This window comes from Actinomadura miaoliensis (genome assembly GCF_039536785.1).
Classification (GTDB): domain Bacteria; phylum Actinomycetota; class Actinomycetes; order Streptosporangiales; family Streptosporangiaceae; genus Spirillospora; species Spirillospora miaoliensis.
Genome location: NZ_BAAAZG010000025.1, coordinates 202,233 through 217,658, shown reverse-complemented (window position 1 = coordinate 217,658; position 15,426 = coordinate 202,233). Strand labels below are relative to the sequence as shown.

At 71.6% G+C, this 15,426-nt stretch carries 10 protein-coding genes; 7 read left to right on the top strand and 3 right to left on the bottom strand.

Annotated features, from left to right (window positions below; genetic code table 11):
• Positions 1-179 precede the first annotated feature (179 nt).
• Complete coding sequence (locus tag ABD811_RS20115) at positions 180-1,328, bottom strand: DUF3618 domain-containing protein (RefSeq protein WP_344949670.1); 1,149 nt, start codon at positions 1,326-1,328, stop codon at positions 180-182.
• On the bottom strand, positions 1,325-1,771 hold the full coding sequence (locus tag ABD811_RS20110) for a phage holin family protein (RefSeq protein ID WP_344949667.1): 447 nt from the start codon (positions 1,769-1,771) through the stop codon (positions 1,325-1,327). The genes ABD811_RS20115 and ABD811_RS20110 overlap by 4 nt, the downstream gene beginning before the upstream one ends.
• Positions 1,772-1,940: 169 nt before the next feature.
• Here ABD811_RS20110 and ABD811_RS20105 point away from each other — a divergent pair, with 169 nt between their 5' ends.
• Positions 1,941-4,025: an RNA degradosome polyphosphate kinase gene (locus ABD811_RS20105; protein ID WP_344949665.1), complete on the top strand. Its 2,085-nt coding sequence runs from the start codon at positions 1,941-1,943 to the stop codon at positions 4,023-4,025.
• Positions 4,018-5,067, top strand: a complete 1,050-nt coding sequence (locus tag ABD811_RS20100) for an NUDIX hydrolase (RefSeq protein ID WP_344949662.1) — start codon at positions 4,018-4,020, stop codon at positions 5,065-5,067. Before ABD811_RS20105 ends, ABD811_RS20100 begins: the two co-directional genes overlap by 8 nt.
• On the opposite strand, the gene ABD811_RS20095 is transcribed toward ABD811_RS20100, so the two are convergent.
• Positions 5,064-6,539, bottom strand: coding sequence for a CYTH and CHAD domain-containing protein (locus ABD811_RS20095; protein ID WP_344949659.1), 1,476 nt, complete (start codon positions 6,537-6,539; stop codon positions 5,064-5,066). The two genes, ABD811_RS20100 and ABD811_RS20095, sit on opposite strands and share 4 nt — an antisense overlap.
• A 163-nt stretch (positions 6,540-6,702) precedes the next feature.
• On the opposite strand from ABD811_RS20095, the gene ABD811_RS20090 reads away from it, so the two are divergent.
• From ABD811_RS20090 to ABD811_RS20070, 5 genes are all read left to right on the top strand, one after another.
• Positions 6,703-7,776 carry an alpha/beta fold hydrolase gene (locus ABD811_RS20090; RefSeq protein WP_344949657.1) on the top strand — a complete coding sequence of 358 codons (1,074 nt, stop codon included), beginning with the start codon at positions 6,703-6,705 and terminating at the stop codon, positions 7,774-7,776.
• Positions 7,777-7,816: 40 nt separating this feature from the next.
• Positions 7,817-8,332, top strand: a complete 516-nt coding sequence (locus ABD811_RS20085; protein ID WP_344949654.1) for a YfbM family protein — start codon at positions 7,817-7,819, stop codon at positions 8,330-8,332.
• Between the two features lie 603 nt (positions 8,333-8,935).
• A complete protein-coding gene (locus ABD811_RS20080; protein WP_344949651.1) occupies positions 8,936-9,673 on the top strand; it encodes a carbonic anhydrase in 738 nt (245 codons plus the stop codon).
• A 1,035-nt stretch (positions 9,674-10,708) separates the two neighbouring features.
• Entirely contained in the window at positions 10,709-14,155 is a 3,447-nt protein-coding gene (locus ABD811_RS20075; protein ID WP_344949648.1) for a ThuA domain-containing protein, read from the top strand.
• Between the two features lie 54 nt (positions 14,156-14,209).
• The gene (locus ABD811_RS20070; RefSeq protein ID WP_344949645.1) at positions 14,210-15,106 is read left to right on the top strand and encodes a sugar phosphate isomerase/epimerase family protein; all 897 of its coding nucleotides are present in this window, start codon (positions 14,210-14,212) and stop codon (positions 15,104-15,106) included.
• The last annotated feature ends 320 nt before the right edge of the window (positions 15,107-15,426 follow it).

Genomic DNA, 15,426 nt, shown 5'->3' with positions numbered 1-15,426 from the left:
CTGGTGATTACGTGAAGGGCCTTTGGGGGTAGCTGAGCGTTACGTCCTCTATCGGCCCCTTCGGGATACCCGTTGAACACGTGCCCTACCTGGGGCAACGCCCGTGCGGGCCGGCTCTCAAGAATGCGCGCTGTGGCGGCGGGGACGGTGTCCCGGTGCCGCCACAGCACGGGCAGGGGTCAGAGACGAATGCCGCTTGACCCCGTCTTGCGGACAGTGCGCTTGATCGCTTTGCGCTGCCGGGTCGGGACGGCCCCCGAGATGCCACGGCCGTAGGAGCGACTGCGGCCGTTCCCCATGCCGCCCGGCGTGATGCCCAGGGCGCGTTGGAGGGCGTTGCCCCGGCGCGCCGAGATGCGGCCTCCGAACGTGCTCCTGCTGGGGGTGATGCCGAGGGCGCGTTGGAGGGCGTTGCCCCGGCGTAGCGAGGTGCCGCCTCCGAACGTGCCCCTGCTGGGGGTGATGCCGAGCGCGCGTTGGAGGGTGTTGCCCCGGCGTGGCGTGGTGCGGCCTCCCAGTGGGCCGCTCGGGGTGATGCCCAGGGCGCGTTGCAGGGTGTTGCCTCGGCGTAGCGAGGTGCGGCCTCCGAACGTGCTCCTGCTGGGGGTGATGCCGAGGGCGCGTTGCAGGGCGTTGCCTCGGTGTAGTGAGGTGCGGCCTGAGAGGGGGCCGCCGCGTCGCATGGGGCCCGTGTAGCTGCCGCTCAGCAGTCCGCCACCGGGGCTGATGCCCAGGGCGCGTTGCAGAGGGGTGCCCCGGCGTAGCGTGGTGCGTGCCCCGAACGTGCCCCTGCTGGGGGTGATGCCGAGCGCGCGTTGCAGAGTGTTGCCCCGGCGTTGCGAAAGGCGACCTCCCAGTGGGCCGCTCGGGGTGATGCCCAGGGCGCGTTGGAGGGCGTTGCCCCGGCGCATGGGGGTGCGCCGCGGCAGCGTGCCGCCCCGGCCGAGCCCCCCGCCGCCGAGGACGCCGCGTCCCGTGGGCCCCCCGAAGATCCCGGGCGTACGCCGCCGCGTGATGGCGCCGCGTCCGCCGGGCCGCATGGTGCCGCCGCGGATGCCGCGGACCAGGGCGTACGCGGCCACGCCCGCGGCGGTGGCGCCGGCGGCGGTGGTCAGCGGGTGGCGCCGGGCGCCTTCGGCGGCGTGCACGGCCGCCTCCGGGGTCGCCTCGCGGGCCCTGGCCTTGAGCTGGCCGGCCTTCTGCTGGGCGCGGGCCCTGACGTCGGCGCGCGCGGCGAGGGCCTCCACGGTGGCGCCGAGCTCGGCGCGCGTCTCCTCGATGATGTGCTGTTGCTCCGCGACCTGCGGATCACGGTCGTAAGTGGTCATCGCCTGCCCCTGGTGCGTTGCTGGATCTCGTGGACGTCGGCCCGAACGCTGTCGGCGGTGCGGACCGGGGGCGTGGCGAGGCGCAGATGCCACCTGCCCTGGAGGGCCATCAGCCCGGCCACCACGAACAGGACGCCGCCTATGATCAACGCGGCCGCCCAGGCGGGCAGGACGAGGGCCAGGGCGAGCACCGCCGCCGCGACCATGGCGCCGCCGCCGTACAGCGCGAACGCTCCGGCGCCGCCGAACATCCTGGCGGCCTTGGCGGCGCGGCCGCCCTTGTGCCGCAGCTCCAGCTGGGCCAGCCGCAGCTCCTCGCGCACCAGGCGGGCGCTCTGCTCGCTGAGGTGCCGGATCAGCTCGGCGGTCGAGGCTCCGGCCAGGTCTTCGACATGTCGCCCGGTCACGTCACCGACACGTCGCTCGGTCAGTTGTTCGGACATCGCAACGTCGCCTCCCTTGCACGGGAAGCTGTCGATACCCGCTCACCAGGGGACCTAACGGGGCGACAGCGAGTGATCAGGGGGAACAGCGGGGATCACCTGATTGTCGACAACAAGGTGAAACGCCAGCGTTTCACCAACGTTCACCTTGACCAGGGACCATTGACTCATGACGGTCGAACCAGGACACGCCCGACGGGGTGAGGAAGCGCTGCCCGAAGATCGCTATCTGGACCGCGAGGAGAGCTGGCTGCGGTTCAACCAGCGTGTCCTGGAGCTGGCCGAGGACCCCGGGCTGCCGCTGCTGGAGCGCGTGCGGTTCCTGTCGATCTTCGCCAGCAACCTCGACGAGTTCTTCATGGTGCGGGTCGCCGGGCTGGCCCGCCGGATGGCGACCGGCCTGGCGGTGCAGTCGGCCAGCGGCCGCCAGCCCCGCGAGGTGCTGGAGCGCATCTCCGCCGTCGCGCACGAGCTGATGCTGCGGCACGCGGTGGCCTTCCACGAGGAGATCTGCCCCGCGCTGGCCAAGGAGGGCATCGACATCCTGCGCTGGGACGAGCTGGCGCAGACCGAGCAGGAGCGGCTGCGCCGGCTGTTCCGCGACCGGATCTACCCGGTGCTGACCCCCCTGGTGGTCGACTCGGCGCACCCGTTCCCCTACATCTCCGGCCTGTCGCTCAACCTGGCCGTGATCGTCCGCGATCCGGAACGGGACGGCACGCTGTTCGCCCGGGTGAAGGTGCCGCCGCTGCTGCCGAGGTTCATCGAGGCGTCCCCCAACCGGTTCACCCCGCTGGAGGACGTGATCGCCGCCCATCTCGGGCAGCTGTTCGTCGGCATGGAGATCGTCGAGCACCACGCGTTCCGGGTGACCCGCAACCAGGACCTGGAGATCGACGAGGACATCAGCGAGGGCCTGCTGCAGGCGCTGGAACGCGAGCTGCTGCGCCGCCGGTTCGGCCCGGTGGTCCGGCTGGAGGTGGAGAGCTCGATCTCCCCGGAGGTGCTGGAGTTCCTCACCACCGAGCTGGCCATCGACGACAACCAGATCTACCGGGTGGACGGCCCGCTGGACCTGGCCGGGATGGCGGCCATCGCCGACCTGGACCGCCCGGAGCTGAAGTACCCGCCGTTCGTGCCGTCCAAGGAGGCGATCGCGGCCGACGCCGGCATCTTCGCCGCCATCCGCGAACGCGACGTGCTCGTCCACCACCCCTACGACTCGTTCACCACCACCGTGCAGCGGCTGATCGAGGACGCCGCCGCCGACCCCCGCGTGCTGGCGATCAAGCAGACGCTCTACCGCACCAGCGGCGACTCGCCGATCGTGGACGCGCTCATCGAAGCGGCCGAGGAGGGTAAGCAGGTCGTCGTGGTGGTCGAGTTGAAGGCCCGGTTCGACGAGCGGGCCAACATCGCCTGGGCGCGCAAGCTGGAGCAGGCGGGCTGCCACGTGGTGTACGGGTTCGTCGGGCTGAAGACGCACTGCAAGCTGGCCATGGTGGTGCGCCAGGACGCCGACGGCACGCTGCGCCGCTACTGCCACATCGGCACCGGCAACTACCATCCCAAGACCGCGCGGCTGTACGAGGACTTCGGGCTGCTCACCGCCGACCGCGAGGTCGGCGAGGACGTCAGCGCGCTGTTCAACCACCTGACCGGCTACTCGCGGCAGACCTCGTTCAAGCGGCTGCTGGTGGCCCCGCACAGCCTGCGGTCGGGGCTGGTGCTGCGCATCGAGCGCGAGATCGAGCACCACCGCGCCGGCCGGCCCGCCCGCATCCGCATCAAGTGCAACTCGCTGGTCGACGAGGTGATCATCGACGCGCTGTACCGGGCGTCGCAGGCGGGCGTGCCGGTCGACATATGGGTGCGCGGCATCTGCGCGCTGCGCCCGGGTGTGCCGGGGCTGTCGGAGACGATCCGGGTGCGCAGCGTGCTGGGCCGGTTCCTGGAGCACTCCCGGGTGTTCGCCTTCGAGCACGGCGGCGACTCGGAGGTGTGGCTGGGCAGCGCCGACCTGATGCACCGCAACCTGGACCGGCGGGTCGAGGCCCTGGTCCGGGTGACCGATCGGTCGCACCGGGCCGACCTGGTCCGGCTGATCGATCTGGCCATGGACGACGACACCGCGACCTGGTGGCTTGACGGCGACGGCACGTGGACGCGCCGGTCCGCCATGGTGGACGGGGAGCTGCTGGACATCCAGACGCACCTGGTCCGCAGCCGCCGCTGGAGGACCGTCGATGGATGACCCCCGCCCCGACGCACCCGTACTCGGCACCCCCCACTCCCCCGGGGAGCCGAACCTCGCCGGACCCCGCTCCCCGGGGGAGCCGGGGCCCGGCGAACCCGGCCCGGCCGTGACGCGGCCGCCCATCCGCGCGGCGGGCGCCGTGCTGTGGCGCCCGGGTGACGGCCGCGGCCCCGACGGCGCGCCCGTCCCCGAGGTGGCGCTGATCCACCGTCCGCGCCATGACGACTGGTCGTTCCCCAAGGGCAAGCTGGAACGGGACGAGCACGCGCTGCGCGGCGCGGTCCGCGAGGTGGAGGAGGAGACCGGGGTCGTGGCGCGGCTGGGGCGCCGCCTGCCGACCCGCGTCTATCCCAAGGACGGCCGCACCAAGTACGTCGACTACTGGGCGGCGCGGGCCGTGTCGTCGGCGAGGTTCACCCCGAACGACGAGGTCGACGAGCTGGTCTGGCTGCCGGTGGCCGAGGCAGAGCGGCGGCTCACCTACCCGCTGGACGTCGACCTGCTGCGCGAGTTCGCCGCCGGGCCGCTGGTGACGCGTCCGCTGGTGATCCTGCGGCACGCCACGGCGGGCGAGAAGAGCGAGTGGAACGGTCCGGACGAGCTGCGTCACCTGGACGAGCCGGGCCGCGCCCAGGCCGGGACGCTGGCCGACCTGCTGTTCGCCTACGGCCCCGGGCGTCTGGTCAGCTCGGCGACGGCGCGCTGCGTGGAGACGCTGCTGCCGTACGCGCGCCGCACCGGTTCGGAGGTCGTCACCGACCGGGCGTTCACGGTCGGCGTCACCGACGCAGGACGGGCGTGCGCGCGCCTGCTCGACCTCGCGGTCGCCACCGAGGGGACGCCCGCGCCGGAGCCGCTGGTGGTGTGCACGCACGGCGAGATCGTGTCCGAGCTGATCACCTTCCTGTGCCGCGAGCTGGGCGAGAAGGAGCCCGACGACCCCGCGCTCGACAAGGGGGCGTTCTGGGCGGTGCACGTGTCGGCGTCAGGCGACGGCACGACGCCGACCCTGGCGGCGCTGGAACGCCACGCCTGCTAGAAGGCGGGCGCGCCGATCCGCTGCCAGGTCCGTTCCAGCCCGTCCAGCGACGTCTGCGCCTCGCAGCGCTCGACCCCGTACAGCACGCCGATGGTGAACGCCTCGGCCGGGGTGCGCACGCCCGCGGCGATCTCCCGCAGGTGCGCCATGGCGATCACGCCGTCCTGGTGGCCGCCGAACACCTCCTGCACGCTCCTGGCGTCCCGGGCGGCCCGCGCCGCGGTCTCCCCGAGCACCGGGACGGCCAGCTCCGCCGCGTAGCGGGCCCGTTTGGCGGACTTGCGGGTCTCGTGCCGCGCCACGTCGGCGTCCTCGGCGGTGGCGATGGCGGCGTGCGCCCGTTCCATCCGCCGCCACGCCCGGGCCACCAGCACCGGCAGTTCCTTGGTGGCCCGGCGGGCGGCGCGGTCGGTCAGCGGCGGGTCGGCGACGAGACGCTCCAGCGCGTCCAGCAGGGCGAAGTAGCGCGGCTCCTTGAGCGCGGCGTTGAGCCGCCGGTACGCCGACCTCTCCTTGCGGGCGAGCTCGTCCAGCCACTCCCGTCCGGCGTCGCCGACGCCCAGCTCGTCCAGCCGCGCGGTGAACCGCATGCGGAGCACCTCGAGGTCGCGAACCTCGCCGAGCACCTCGGCCAGCCACTGCAGCTCGGGCCGCAGCGGATCGACGCGCTCGCGCTCCAGCAGCGGCCGGTAGCTGCGCAGGGCGCTGCGGACGCGGCGGACCGCGACCCGCATCCGGTGGACCGCGTCCTCCTCGGCCACCCGCGCCTTCGGGTCGTACCTCAGGATCGCCGCGGCCTGGGCCGCCAGATACGCCCGGACGGCCGCGCCCGCCGACCCGTCGTCGGCCGGCTCCCCAGGGGCCCGCGGGACGGCGCCGTTCAGCAGCCGTCCCAGCTTGGACGACGACGCCGACCGCCGCGCCCCGGCCTTGCGCAGCCGCTTGCCCGCCGCCCTGAGCAGCCCGGGCTCCCCGGTGCCCAGCTCGACCTCGATCTCCCGCCAGGACGCGGCGGCGTCGTGGTCGTCCCGCAGGACGCGGCCGGTGACCGCGTCGTCGGCGACCTCGGCGAGCACCGCGCCGTCCTCGTCCAGCAGCGGCAGCACGGTCCGCTCGGTCTCCAGGGTGGCGACCGGCCGCAGCGCCGCGCCGCGCGTGTAGGCGGCCACCAGGTTCGCCAGCCGGGCCGGGACGACCCGCGCCCGCCCGAGCGGCGCACGGGTTTCGATCTTGCTGTCCGGGCCGACCGGCATCTTCAGGTGCCAGCCCGCGTCATCGCCGCCGCGCCGCCGCCGCAGGGTGATGCCGTGCGCGGAAAGCCGCAGGTCGTCGGTGTCGAAGTAGGTGGCGTGCAGCCGGTGCGACCGCGCCCGCCCCACGGTGGCCACCCCGGGCAGGCCGGACAGTTCCGGCAGCCCGAAGCCGGCGTCCGCGTCGTACTTGCGCTCGACCTCCACATGCTGCGCGGCCACGGCATCACGTCCTTACGTCGCGGTGAATTTCATGTTGCCAGGATGGCACCGGAAAATGAACGGACATACAAGGCAAAACACCAGTAATTCCTTTTAGCCCGGCTTTCACCGGGAGTTGCTGTCATGGCCGAGTTGATCTCCCCACCAGGAAGGCGGTGCTCCCTTGAGACGCCCGCTCGCGCTCGGCCTGGCGCTCGCGCTCACCGGAGGCCTGGCCCTCGCCGGCTCGCCCTCCGCGCCCGCCACCACATCCGCCGCGTCCACGTCCGACGACGGTCTCCGCCGCCGCGACCTGCACGCCCGCGGCGGCATCTTCGTCCGCGAGGTGCTGCCGCGCCGCCACACCGGCAAGGTCCCGGTGCTGCTGGTGCACGGCGCCCGGCCCGGCGGCGTCGCCACCTTCGACCTGCCGGTGCCCGGCGGCTCACTGGCCGGCGACATCGCCCGCGCCGGACACCCCGTCTACGTCATGGACGTGCGCGGATACGGCCGCTCGACCTACCCGCGCTCGTTCACCCAGGACCCGTCCGCCAACCCGCCCGCCGTGCGCTCCAACGAGGCCGTTCGGGACGTGGACGCGGCCGTCGACCTCGTCCGCTCGCGCGCCCGCGTCCCCGAGGTGGCGGTGTACGGCTGGGCGACCGGCGGCCACTGGGCGGGCATGTACGCCTCGCTCCACTCGGAGAAGGTCTCCGACCTGGTCGTCCACAACTCCCTGTACTCGGGCACGTCCCGCTGGTCGCTGCAGGACGAGTACGAGGACCCGGACCGTCCCGGCCACCCGCGTCCCATGCCCGCCTGGCGCGCCGTCACCGCCGACAGCCTGACCGCACGCTGGGACCAGGACATCCCCATCCCCGACAAGGACCAGTGGCGCGACCCCCACGTCCGCGCCGCCTACCAGCGCGAGGCCCTCCGCGCCGACCCCACCAGCGACGACCGCGACCCGCCCGGCTTCCGCAACCCCACCGGCCCCCTGGTCGACGCCTTCTACCTCGCCCAGGGACGCCAGTTCTGGGACGCCAGCCTGATCGACGCCCGCACCCTGGTCGTCCGCAGCGAACGCGACTTCTGGTCCCGTCCCGAGGACGTCACCCGCCTGATGGACCACCTCACCGGCGCTCCCCGGACCCGCGCCGTCACGCTGCCGGGCGCCATCCACCACGTCCACCTGGACCGCCCCGCACGCGGCCGCTCCCAGCTGCTGTCCGAAGTCACCACATTCCTCAGAAGCTGACGCGCCCGGCCTGTCACCACCCCCGGTTAACGTCCGCACGGTGGGACTCCATCGCCAGTACGCACGTCTCTCCCCAGCCGCCCTGCAGCGTTCGCGGAGCGACCCCGCCTGGGCACAGAAGCGCCTCGACGACCTCGCCGATGCCTGGGCCTATGAGGAACCGCTCCCTCCCGAGGAGGCGCCCTACTTCAGCATCGAGAAGTCATGGGACAAGCTCCACTACCTCCTGCGCGCCCACGGCGGCATGACGATCGACGTCATCCACGGAGGGGCCGAACTTCCGCTGGACGACGAGACGGACTTCGGGCCCGCGCGTTACCTGACACCCTCGGAGGTCGCCGAGGCGGGCGCCTTCCTCGCCGCCACCCCGTTCGACGATCTCGCCCGTCACTATGACCTCCCCGCCATGCTTGCCGCAGAGATCTATCTCGTCCCGGCGGCCGAGGCGGACGTCCCGTTCGACCTGGACGCCCTGCGGTGCCGCTACGACGAGCTGACGCGCTTCTTCGGTGCCGCCGCCAAGGCAGGTGACGCGGTCGTCCTGATGCTGACCTGACCGGCGCGCGCCGTGGTCTGTGCGGAGACCACGGCGCGCGGCGGTGGACTGGGTTCTCCACCAGGCACGCCTTGGGTGACGGCGCCGTGCAGCTACCGGTGCCCGGCCTTGCGGAGCACCCGAGGCCGCGGCCCTTGCGTCCGTCTCACGACGGCCTCACCTTCCAGGGTGCCGGCCTGGGCTCTCACTGTGCGGCCGCGATCGGCACGGGACTACGCAACGAGGCCCAGGGGGGCGCATTCGCCGATTTGGCAAATGTCCGCATAGTCGCCACTCCCGGCGCTGGAACCGGAAGTGCTCACCACGAGCCGACGGATGCTTTCCGCATGCACTTTATCACTGAATGCGATTCTGATCGGCGCTTCGTTGTTCATTCGCTACCAACGGTGACGAATCAACGCCCAAGCCGGGTGGTGCGGCGCGCGATGAACGGGGTGAGCTGGCAGATCTATACAAAACAAGTAGTAGGTAAGTCGACGGCCAAAAGATCGCTATAAAGTAAGGCGGTCATTTTCGGCCAGGCCGCCCCACCCCGGGCAGGCTTGCTCCGGCCTGCCGAAACTCATCGAACAAGTCGGCCTGTCGAAAGGATGGACGACAGCAATGCGTGAGTACTCGCGCAGAGGAGCACTCTGGACCGGTCTGGCCACGTTAGGAGCGGTGGCGACGGCGGGCACCGGCGCCGCCCAGGCGGCGACGAATCCCAGCCCGGCGGCCTCTTCCTCGCCCGTCAAGCTCACCCCGGCGCAGGCGTGGGCGAAGCTGTGGCGAGGAAACCGCCACTGGATCGCCGGCAGACTCCAGCACCCCCACCAGACCGTCCAGCGGCGTACGGAGGTGGCGCAGGCCCAGTCCCCCTTCGCCGCGGTCGTGACCTGCATCGACTCCCGCATCTCTCCGGAGATCGTGTTCGACCAGGGAATCGGCGACCTGTTCTGCCTCCGCACCGGGGCGCACACGGTCGACGGCCTGGTCACCGCGTCGATCGAGTACGGCCCGGTGGAGAACGGCACCCCCCTGATCGTCGTGATGGGCCATCAGCGCTGCGGCGCGGTCAAGGCCGCCGTCGAGGCGATCGAGAGCGGCCATCACCTTCCGGGGCACCTGGACGAGATCGTGAGCGCGCTGCGGGGAGCCTACGAAGAAGCCGCCGGACAGGGCGGCGACATCGTCGACAAGACGGTCCGCGCGCACACGCTCCGCACGGTCAACGACCTGGCCGCCGACGACGTCCTCGCGTCGCTCATCGAGAAGGGCGAGCTCGGCATCGCCGGCACGTACTACAGCCTCGACACGGGTCAGGTCTCCCTCCTGAAAGCCGTCGGCTTCAACCCCTCCTGACCCCTCGGGAAACCGGACGCACAGCCGCGTCCGATAACCATTTCGATCACTACAAACGGTCAATGCGCGCTGCCCCAAAAAGGGACGCGCAGGGTGCGGGCCACGCCGCCCGCCGACCTGCGGGCCACACCGACCGGCGCCCCGACGCACTCGCCGGGCGCGCCGGTCACCCCCCGCCCCCAACCCCCGCCCACCCCGCACATGGCCTCGGGCGGCCCGCCCGAAACCGCCGTCCCACGCGCGATGCACACACGACCCGCCAATGCCCCGGCCCATTTGCCGGGCGCGCCGGTCACCTCGCGTCCCCAGCCCCGCCCCACCCGGCAGGTGGCCTCGGGTGGGCGGGCTGAGGCCGTCGCTGTCCACGTGTGTGTGAAGCCCGGCCCGACGGTGTCCCCGGCGGTTTTGCCGGGCGGGCTGGTCACCCCAGCGCCCAGCCTGACACGCTCCGCGCGTGGCCGTGGGAGGGCCGGCAGGCGCCGCCGTGTCACGCGCGATGCGACACACGACCCGCCAATGCCCCGGCGAATTCGACCGGGCGTGCCGGTCACCCCAGCCCCGACACGCTCCGCAGGTGCCGTTGGAGGGACCGGCCGAACCGCCGTGCCATGCGATGCGACACGACGGTGCCCCTACGAAATCGACCGGGCGGGCCGGTCACTTCCCGCTCGCCGCCTCGACACGTCTCCGCGTGTGGCCTGGGATCGAGGGGGCGGTTGAAGGCGCTGTGCTCAGGTGGATGTGGGGTCCGGGCCGACGGTGTTGCTGGTGGGGGTCGGGTGGGGGTGCTGGTCGCCTTGCGGGCACGGGGCCGGCGTGCCTGGCTGGTGGTCTCTGGTGGGTGGGGGGCGTTGCGGCGGGACGGGGGGCGGGGGGCGTTGGCGTGGTCGGGGGGACGGGGGCGGCGAAAGATCCCTATTGACCGTTTTCGGGTCAGAAGCTTTACTTTGGGGCAGAACAGACGGGAAAGCGTTTTCTCAACGAGCGTCCGCACTCCATCCATGAGCGTCCGCCCCCACCCCCTTGAGAGCGCCCATGAGCTCCCTCGTCCGCCGTCCCCTGTCCCCGTTCGCCGTCATCACAGTCCTGCTGGCACTCGTCCTCGGCATCGGGGTGGCCCCCGCCCGCGCCGAGGCTCCGCAGTTCCGCGTGCTCGTCTTCTCCAAGGTCACGAACTATCGGCATGAGTCCATCCCGGCCGGAATCGCCGCCGTGCGCCAGCTCGGCGCCGAGCACGGCTTCGAGGTGGAGGTGACGGACGACGCCGGCGCCTTCACCGACGACAACCTCGCACGATTCCAGGCGATCGTCTTCAACAACACCAACTCCTCACCCGAGAAGGGTGATCTGCTCAACGCCGACCAGCGGGCCGCGCTGCAGAAGTTCGTCCGCGGCGGGGGCGGCTGGGTCGGCCTGCACTCGGCGGCCGACAGCGAGCGCGACTGGGACTGGTACGAGGGCCTGGTCGGCGCGATCTTCGACAGCCACCCGGCCGTCCAGACCGGCCGGATCAAGGTTCTGGACCAGGCGCACCCCTCCACCAAGGGGCTTCCCGAACTGTGGGAGCGCACCGAGGAGTGGTACAACTGGCGCACCAACCCGACCGGCAAGGTCCACACGCTCGCCCAGATCAAGGTGCGGGACGGGATCGACGGCCTGGACGAGGGCGTCGACCACCCCTACTCCTGGTGCCAGCGCTACGACGGCGGCCGCTCCTGGTACACCGCCGGCGGCCATGCGAGTTCCGCGTTCTCCGAACCGCTGTTCCTGCGTCATCTGCTCGGCGGCATCACCTGGGCGGCCGGAGCCGCCGCCGGTGACTGCGCGGCCACCCAGACCGGGAACTTCCAGCGGGTGCCGCTGGTGACCGACGACCTCGCCGACCCGTTCGAACTGGCGGTCGCGCCCGACCGGCGGGTCTTCTACATCCAGCGGACCGGCGAGCTCAAGGTCGTCGACCAGGACTCGCTGAAGGTCACCACCGCCCTGGACTTCGACTACTCGCCGGAGATGACCAGTCAGTCCGACGGGCTGCTCGGGCTCGCCCTCGATCCCGGGTTCGCCGAGAACAACTGGGTCTACCTGCTGCACTCCGACAAGGTCGAGAAACACATCAACCTGTCGCGGTTCACCGTGTCCGGCGACAAGGTCGACCCCGCGTCGCAGAAGGTGCTGCTGACGATCCCCACCTGGCGTGGTGAGGGACGGGCCAACGTGCACATGGCCGGCTCGCTCACCTTTGACACCAAGGGGAACCTCTACGTCGCGACCGGCGACAACACCGATCCCTTCGCCTCCGACGGCTTCGCCCCGATCGACGAGCGCGAGGGCCGCCGCGCGTGGGACGCGCAGGGCACCGCGGGCAACACCAACGACCTGCGCGGCAAGATCCTGCGGATCACGCCGCAGGCGGACGGCACGTACGACGTCCCCGAGGGCAACCTCTTCCAGCCCGGCACCGCCAGGACCCGGGCCGAGATCTACGCGATGGGGATGCGCAACCCGTTCCGGATCACGGTCGATCCGCTGACCGGCGCGCTGCTAGTCGCCGACTACGGGCCGGACGCCCGCCAGGCCGACCCCGACCGCGGCCCGGAGGGGACCGTCGAGTTCAACCGCATCACCAAGGCGGGGAACTACGGCTGGCCGTACTGCGTGGGGAACAACACCCCCTTCAACGACTACGACTTCGCGACCCAGACCTCGGGCGCGAAGTTCGACTGCTCGGCTCTCGTCAACGACTCGCCCAACAACACCGGCCTGCGCGATCTGCCCCCGGCTCAGCCCGCGCTGGTGTGGTACGCCTACTCGGCCTCGGCGGAGTTCCCCGAACTCGGCACCGGGGGCGGCGGCCCGATGAGCGGCCCGGTGTACGACTACGACCCGGCCAACCCGCGCAAGACCAAGTTCCCCGAGTACTTCGAGGGCAAGTGGCTCACCTTCGAGCTCACCCGCCGGTGGTTCAAGACGTTCTCCGTCCAGCAGAACGACCAGACCTTCACCGATCCGCGTTTCGCCCCCGCGCGCAAGGGCGACCTTCAGTCGATCAACACCGTGTTCCCCGACATGTCCTGGATCCAGCCGTTCGAGGCGCACTTCGGGCCGGACGGCTCGCTCTATGTGATCGACTTCGGTGAGGGCAGCGGGACCGGACGCGGCGGCAGCAACAACGGCGCCGGCATCTACCGCATCGACTACGTCGCTGACGGACGGCCGCCGGTCGCGAAGGTCTCCGCCACTCCGGACTCGGGTCCGGCGCCGCTGACGGTGCGGTTCTCCAGCGAGGGTTCCGCGTCGCCCGACGGCAAACCGATCAGCTACGCGTGGGACTTCGACGGTGACGGCACCACCGACTCCACCGAGGCGAACCCGACGCACACCTACACCACCGAGGGCCAGTTCGCCGCCCGCCTGACGGTCGAGAGCAACGGCCTCAGCGGCGTCGCCGTCCAGGACATCACGGTCGGCAACTCCCGGCCCAAGGTGACCATCGTCAGCCCGCCGAACGGCGGGATGTTCGACTTCGGCGACACCGTCCCGTTCAAGATCAAGGTGACGGATCCCGAGGACCGCACCATCGACTGTGACCGGGTGGTCGTCCAGTCGCAGCTCGGCCACGACAACCACCTGCACCCCCTGGACAACTACACCGGGTGCGCGGGCGAGATCGTCACCGACCCCGGTGACAGCCACGGCCCGGGCCAGAACCTGTACTACGCGATCAGCGCGCAGTACGAGGACAAGGGCGCGCCCGGGGTGCCGAGCCTCATCGGATCGGCGGCGTTGAGCCTGCGGCCCAAGTTCCGGGAGGCCGAGCACTACACCGGCACGGGCGGCGAAGGCGGCGGCGTGCAGATCGGCAGCCGGTCCGACGCGTCCGGCGGCAGGCGGCTCACCGAGATCGAGCACGGGGACTGGATCACCCTCGACCCCGCGCACCTCAAGGGCATCGCGTCCGTCACCGTCGGCGCGGCGTCGGGCGGCCTCGGCGGTGACGTCGAGTTCCGCGCCGACTCGCCCACCGGGCCGCTGCTCGGCAAGGCGACCATCCCGAACACCGGCGGCTGGGGCAACGTGGTGTCCCCGACCGTCAAGCTCACCGATCCCGGGCGGACCGTGAAGCTCTACGTGGTCTTCACCAACCCGGACTGGTCGGCCGACAAGCCCGACCTCCTCGCGCTCGACTGGCTGCACTTCAACGGACCCGGCGTCGAGAAGCGTCCCACCGGCAACGTGGCCGTGACGGCGACGCCCGCCGAGGGCGCCGCACCCCTCACCGTGTCACTCGCGAGCAACGTGAAACTGCCGCCGGGACGAACCGCCGCTGCCTACCACTGGAGCTTCGGCGACGGCGCGTCGGCGGACGGCGGGGCCGGCGCGAGCCACACCTATCCGAGGAAGGGGACCTACACCGTTCACCTGACCGTCACCGACGACAAAGGCGACACGACCACCGGCGCGGTCCAGGTCAGGGTCACCTGACATGTCCCCTCGGCCATCGAAGGATCACACGCTCACACGGAGAGGTGGCGGAGCATGAACGGACGGGACTCCGGCGAGAGGGGTCTGAAGCGGCGCGCGTTCCTCGGAGCGACGCTCGGTGCCGCCGCGGCGGCCACGCTGACCGCGGGCGCGACGGCGGCGCACGCCGAGGAACTCGGCGACGCCGACAGGGGCAAGCGGCGCATTCCCCCCAGCGCCATCGGCATGCACCTCTACACGATGCGCACTCCGCTGGCCCAGGACTTCGCGGGCACCCTCGAGAAGCTCGCCGCCATCGGGTACGCCACCGTCGGGGTGAGCGGCCGGCACGGCCACGACGCCGCACAGATCCGGCGCATGCTGGACGCGACCGGGCTCAAGGCCGTCCTCGAACACGTCAGCTTCACCACGATCACCAACGGCGGGTGGGAGCAGGCCCTCGAAGACGTCCGCACGCTGGGTGGCAGGTGGATCGTCATCCCGAGCCTGCCGGGGTCGATGGGCACCCCGGCGGGATACCGGGAGGCCGCCCGGCTCTTCAACGAGGCGGGGCTGGCCGCGCGGCGGGCCGGGCTCAAGCTGCTCTTCCACAACCACGACGCCGACCACAGGACCGTGGAAGGCGAGGTGCTCTACGACATCCTGCTGAAGGAGACCGACCCGGCGCTCGTCGGCTTCGAACTCGACCTCTACTGGGCGGCGAAGCTCGGCGGGAACCCGGCCGACTACTTCACCGACCATCCCCGCCGTTTCCCGGCCCTGCACGTGAAGGACATGGCGCCCGACGGCGACTTCGCCGACGTCGGCTCCGGGGTCCTCGACTTCGCGGCGATGTTCCGGTCGGCCCGGCGCGGCGGCGTCAAGCAGTGGCTGGTCGAACACGACCGGCCGGCTGACCCCTTCGCGAGCGCCCGCAACAGCTACGACTATCTGTCCAAACTCCGGTTCTGACGTCCACCCCCTGCGCCGTCTCTCGCAGCCGATGGTTGCGAGAGACGGCGTTCGCGTCCCACGCCCAGGCGCCCTCCGCCGCGTCCAAGCCGTCGGCGCGGCGCCTGGGCCGGGCAGGAGGCCGCCGAACCGCCCGGCGACTTCGTTACGCCGATCCCCACGTCCGTACGCGACGCGTACGGCGCCATGATCTGGTGGCTGAGCCCGCCGCTCAGCGACGACCCCCCTCCTCGATCGCGCCGGCGGATGACCGCGCCCTCTAGGCAGTCCGCGGAGCGGCCACGTTCCGCCGCCCTCAGACCCGCCCCCGGATCGGCCAA

What these genes read in the sequence shown, in the direction of transcription:
- ABD811_RS20115 (WP_344949670.1), bottom strand. Translation starts at nt 1,328, where the DNA reads ATGACCACTTACGACCGTGATCCGCAGGTCGCGGAGCAACAGCACATC.
- ABD811_RS20110 (WP_344949667.1), bottom strand. Translation starts at nt 1,771, where the DNA reads ATGTCCGAACAACTGACCGAGCGACGTGTCGGTGACGTGACCGGGCGA.
- ABD811_RS20105 (WP_344949665.1), top strand. Translation starts at nt 1,941, where the DNA reads ATGACGGTCGAACCAGGACACGCCCGACGGGGTGAGGAAGCGCTGCCC.
- ABD811_RS20100 (WP_344949662.1), top strand. Translation starts at nt 4,018, where the DNA reads ATGGATGACCCCCGCCCCGACGCACCCGTACTCGGCACCCCCCACTCC.
- ABD811_RS20080 (WP_344949651.1), top strand. Translation starts at nt 8,936, where the DNA reads ATGCGTGAGTACTCGCGCAGAGGAGCACTCTGGACCGGTCTGGCCACG.
- ABD811_RS20075 (WP_344949648.1), top strand. Translation starts at nt 10,709, where the DNA reads ATGAGCTCCCTCGTCCGCCGTCCCCTGTCCCCGTTCGCCGTCATCACA.
- ABD811_RS20070 (WP_344949645.1), top strand. Translation starts at nt 14,210, where the DNA reads ATGAACGGACGGGACTCCGGCGAGAGGGGTCTGAAGCGGCGCGCGTTC.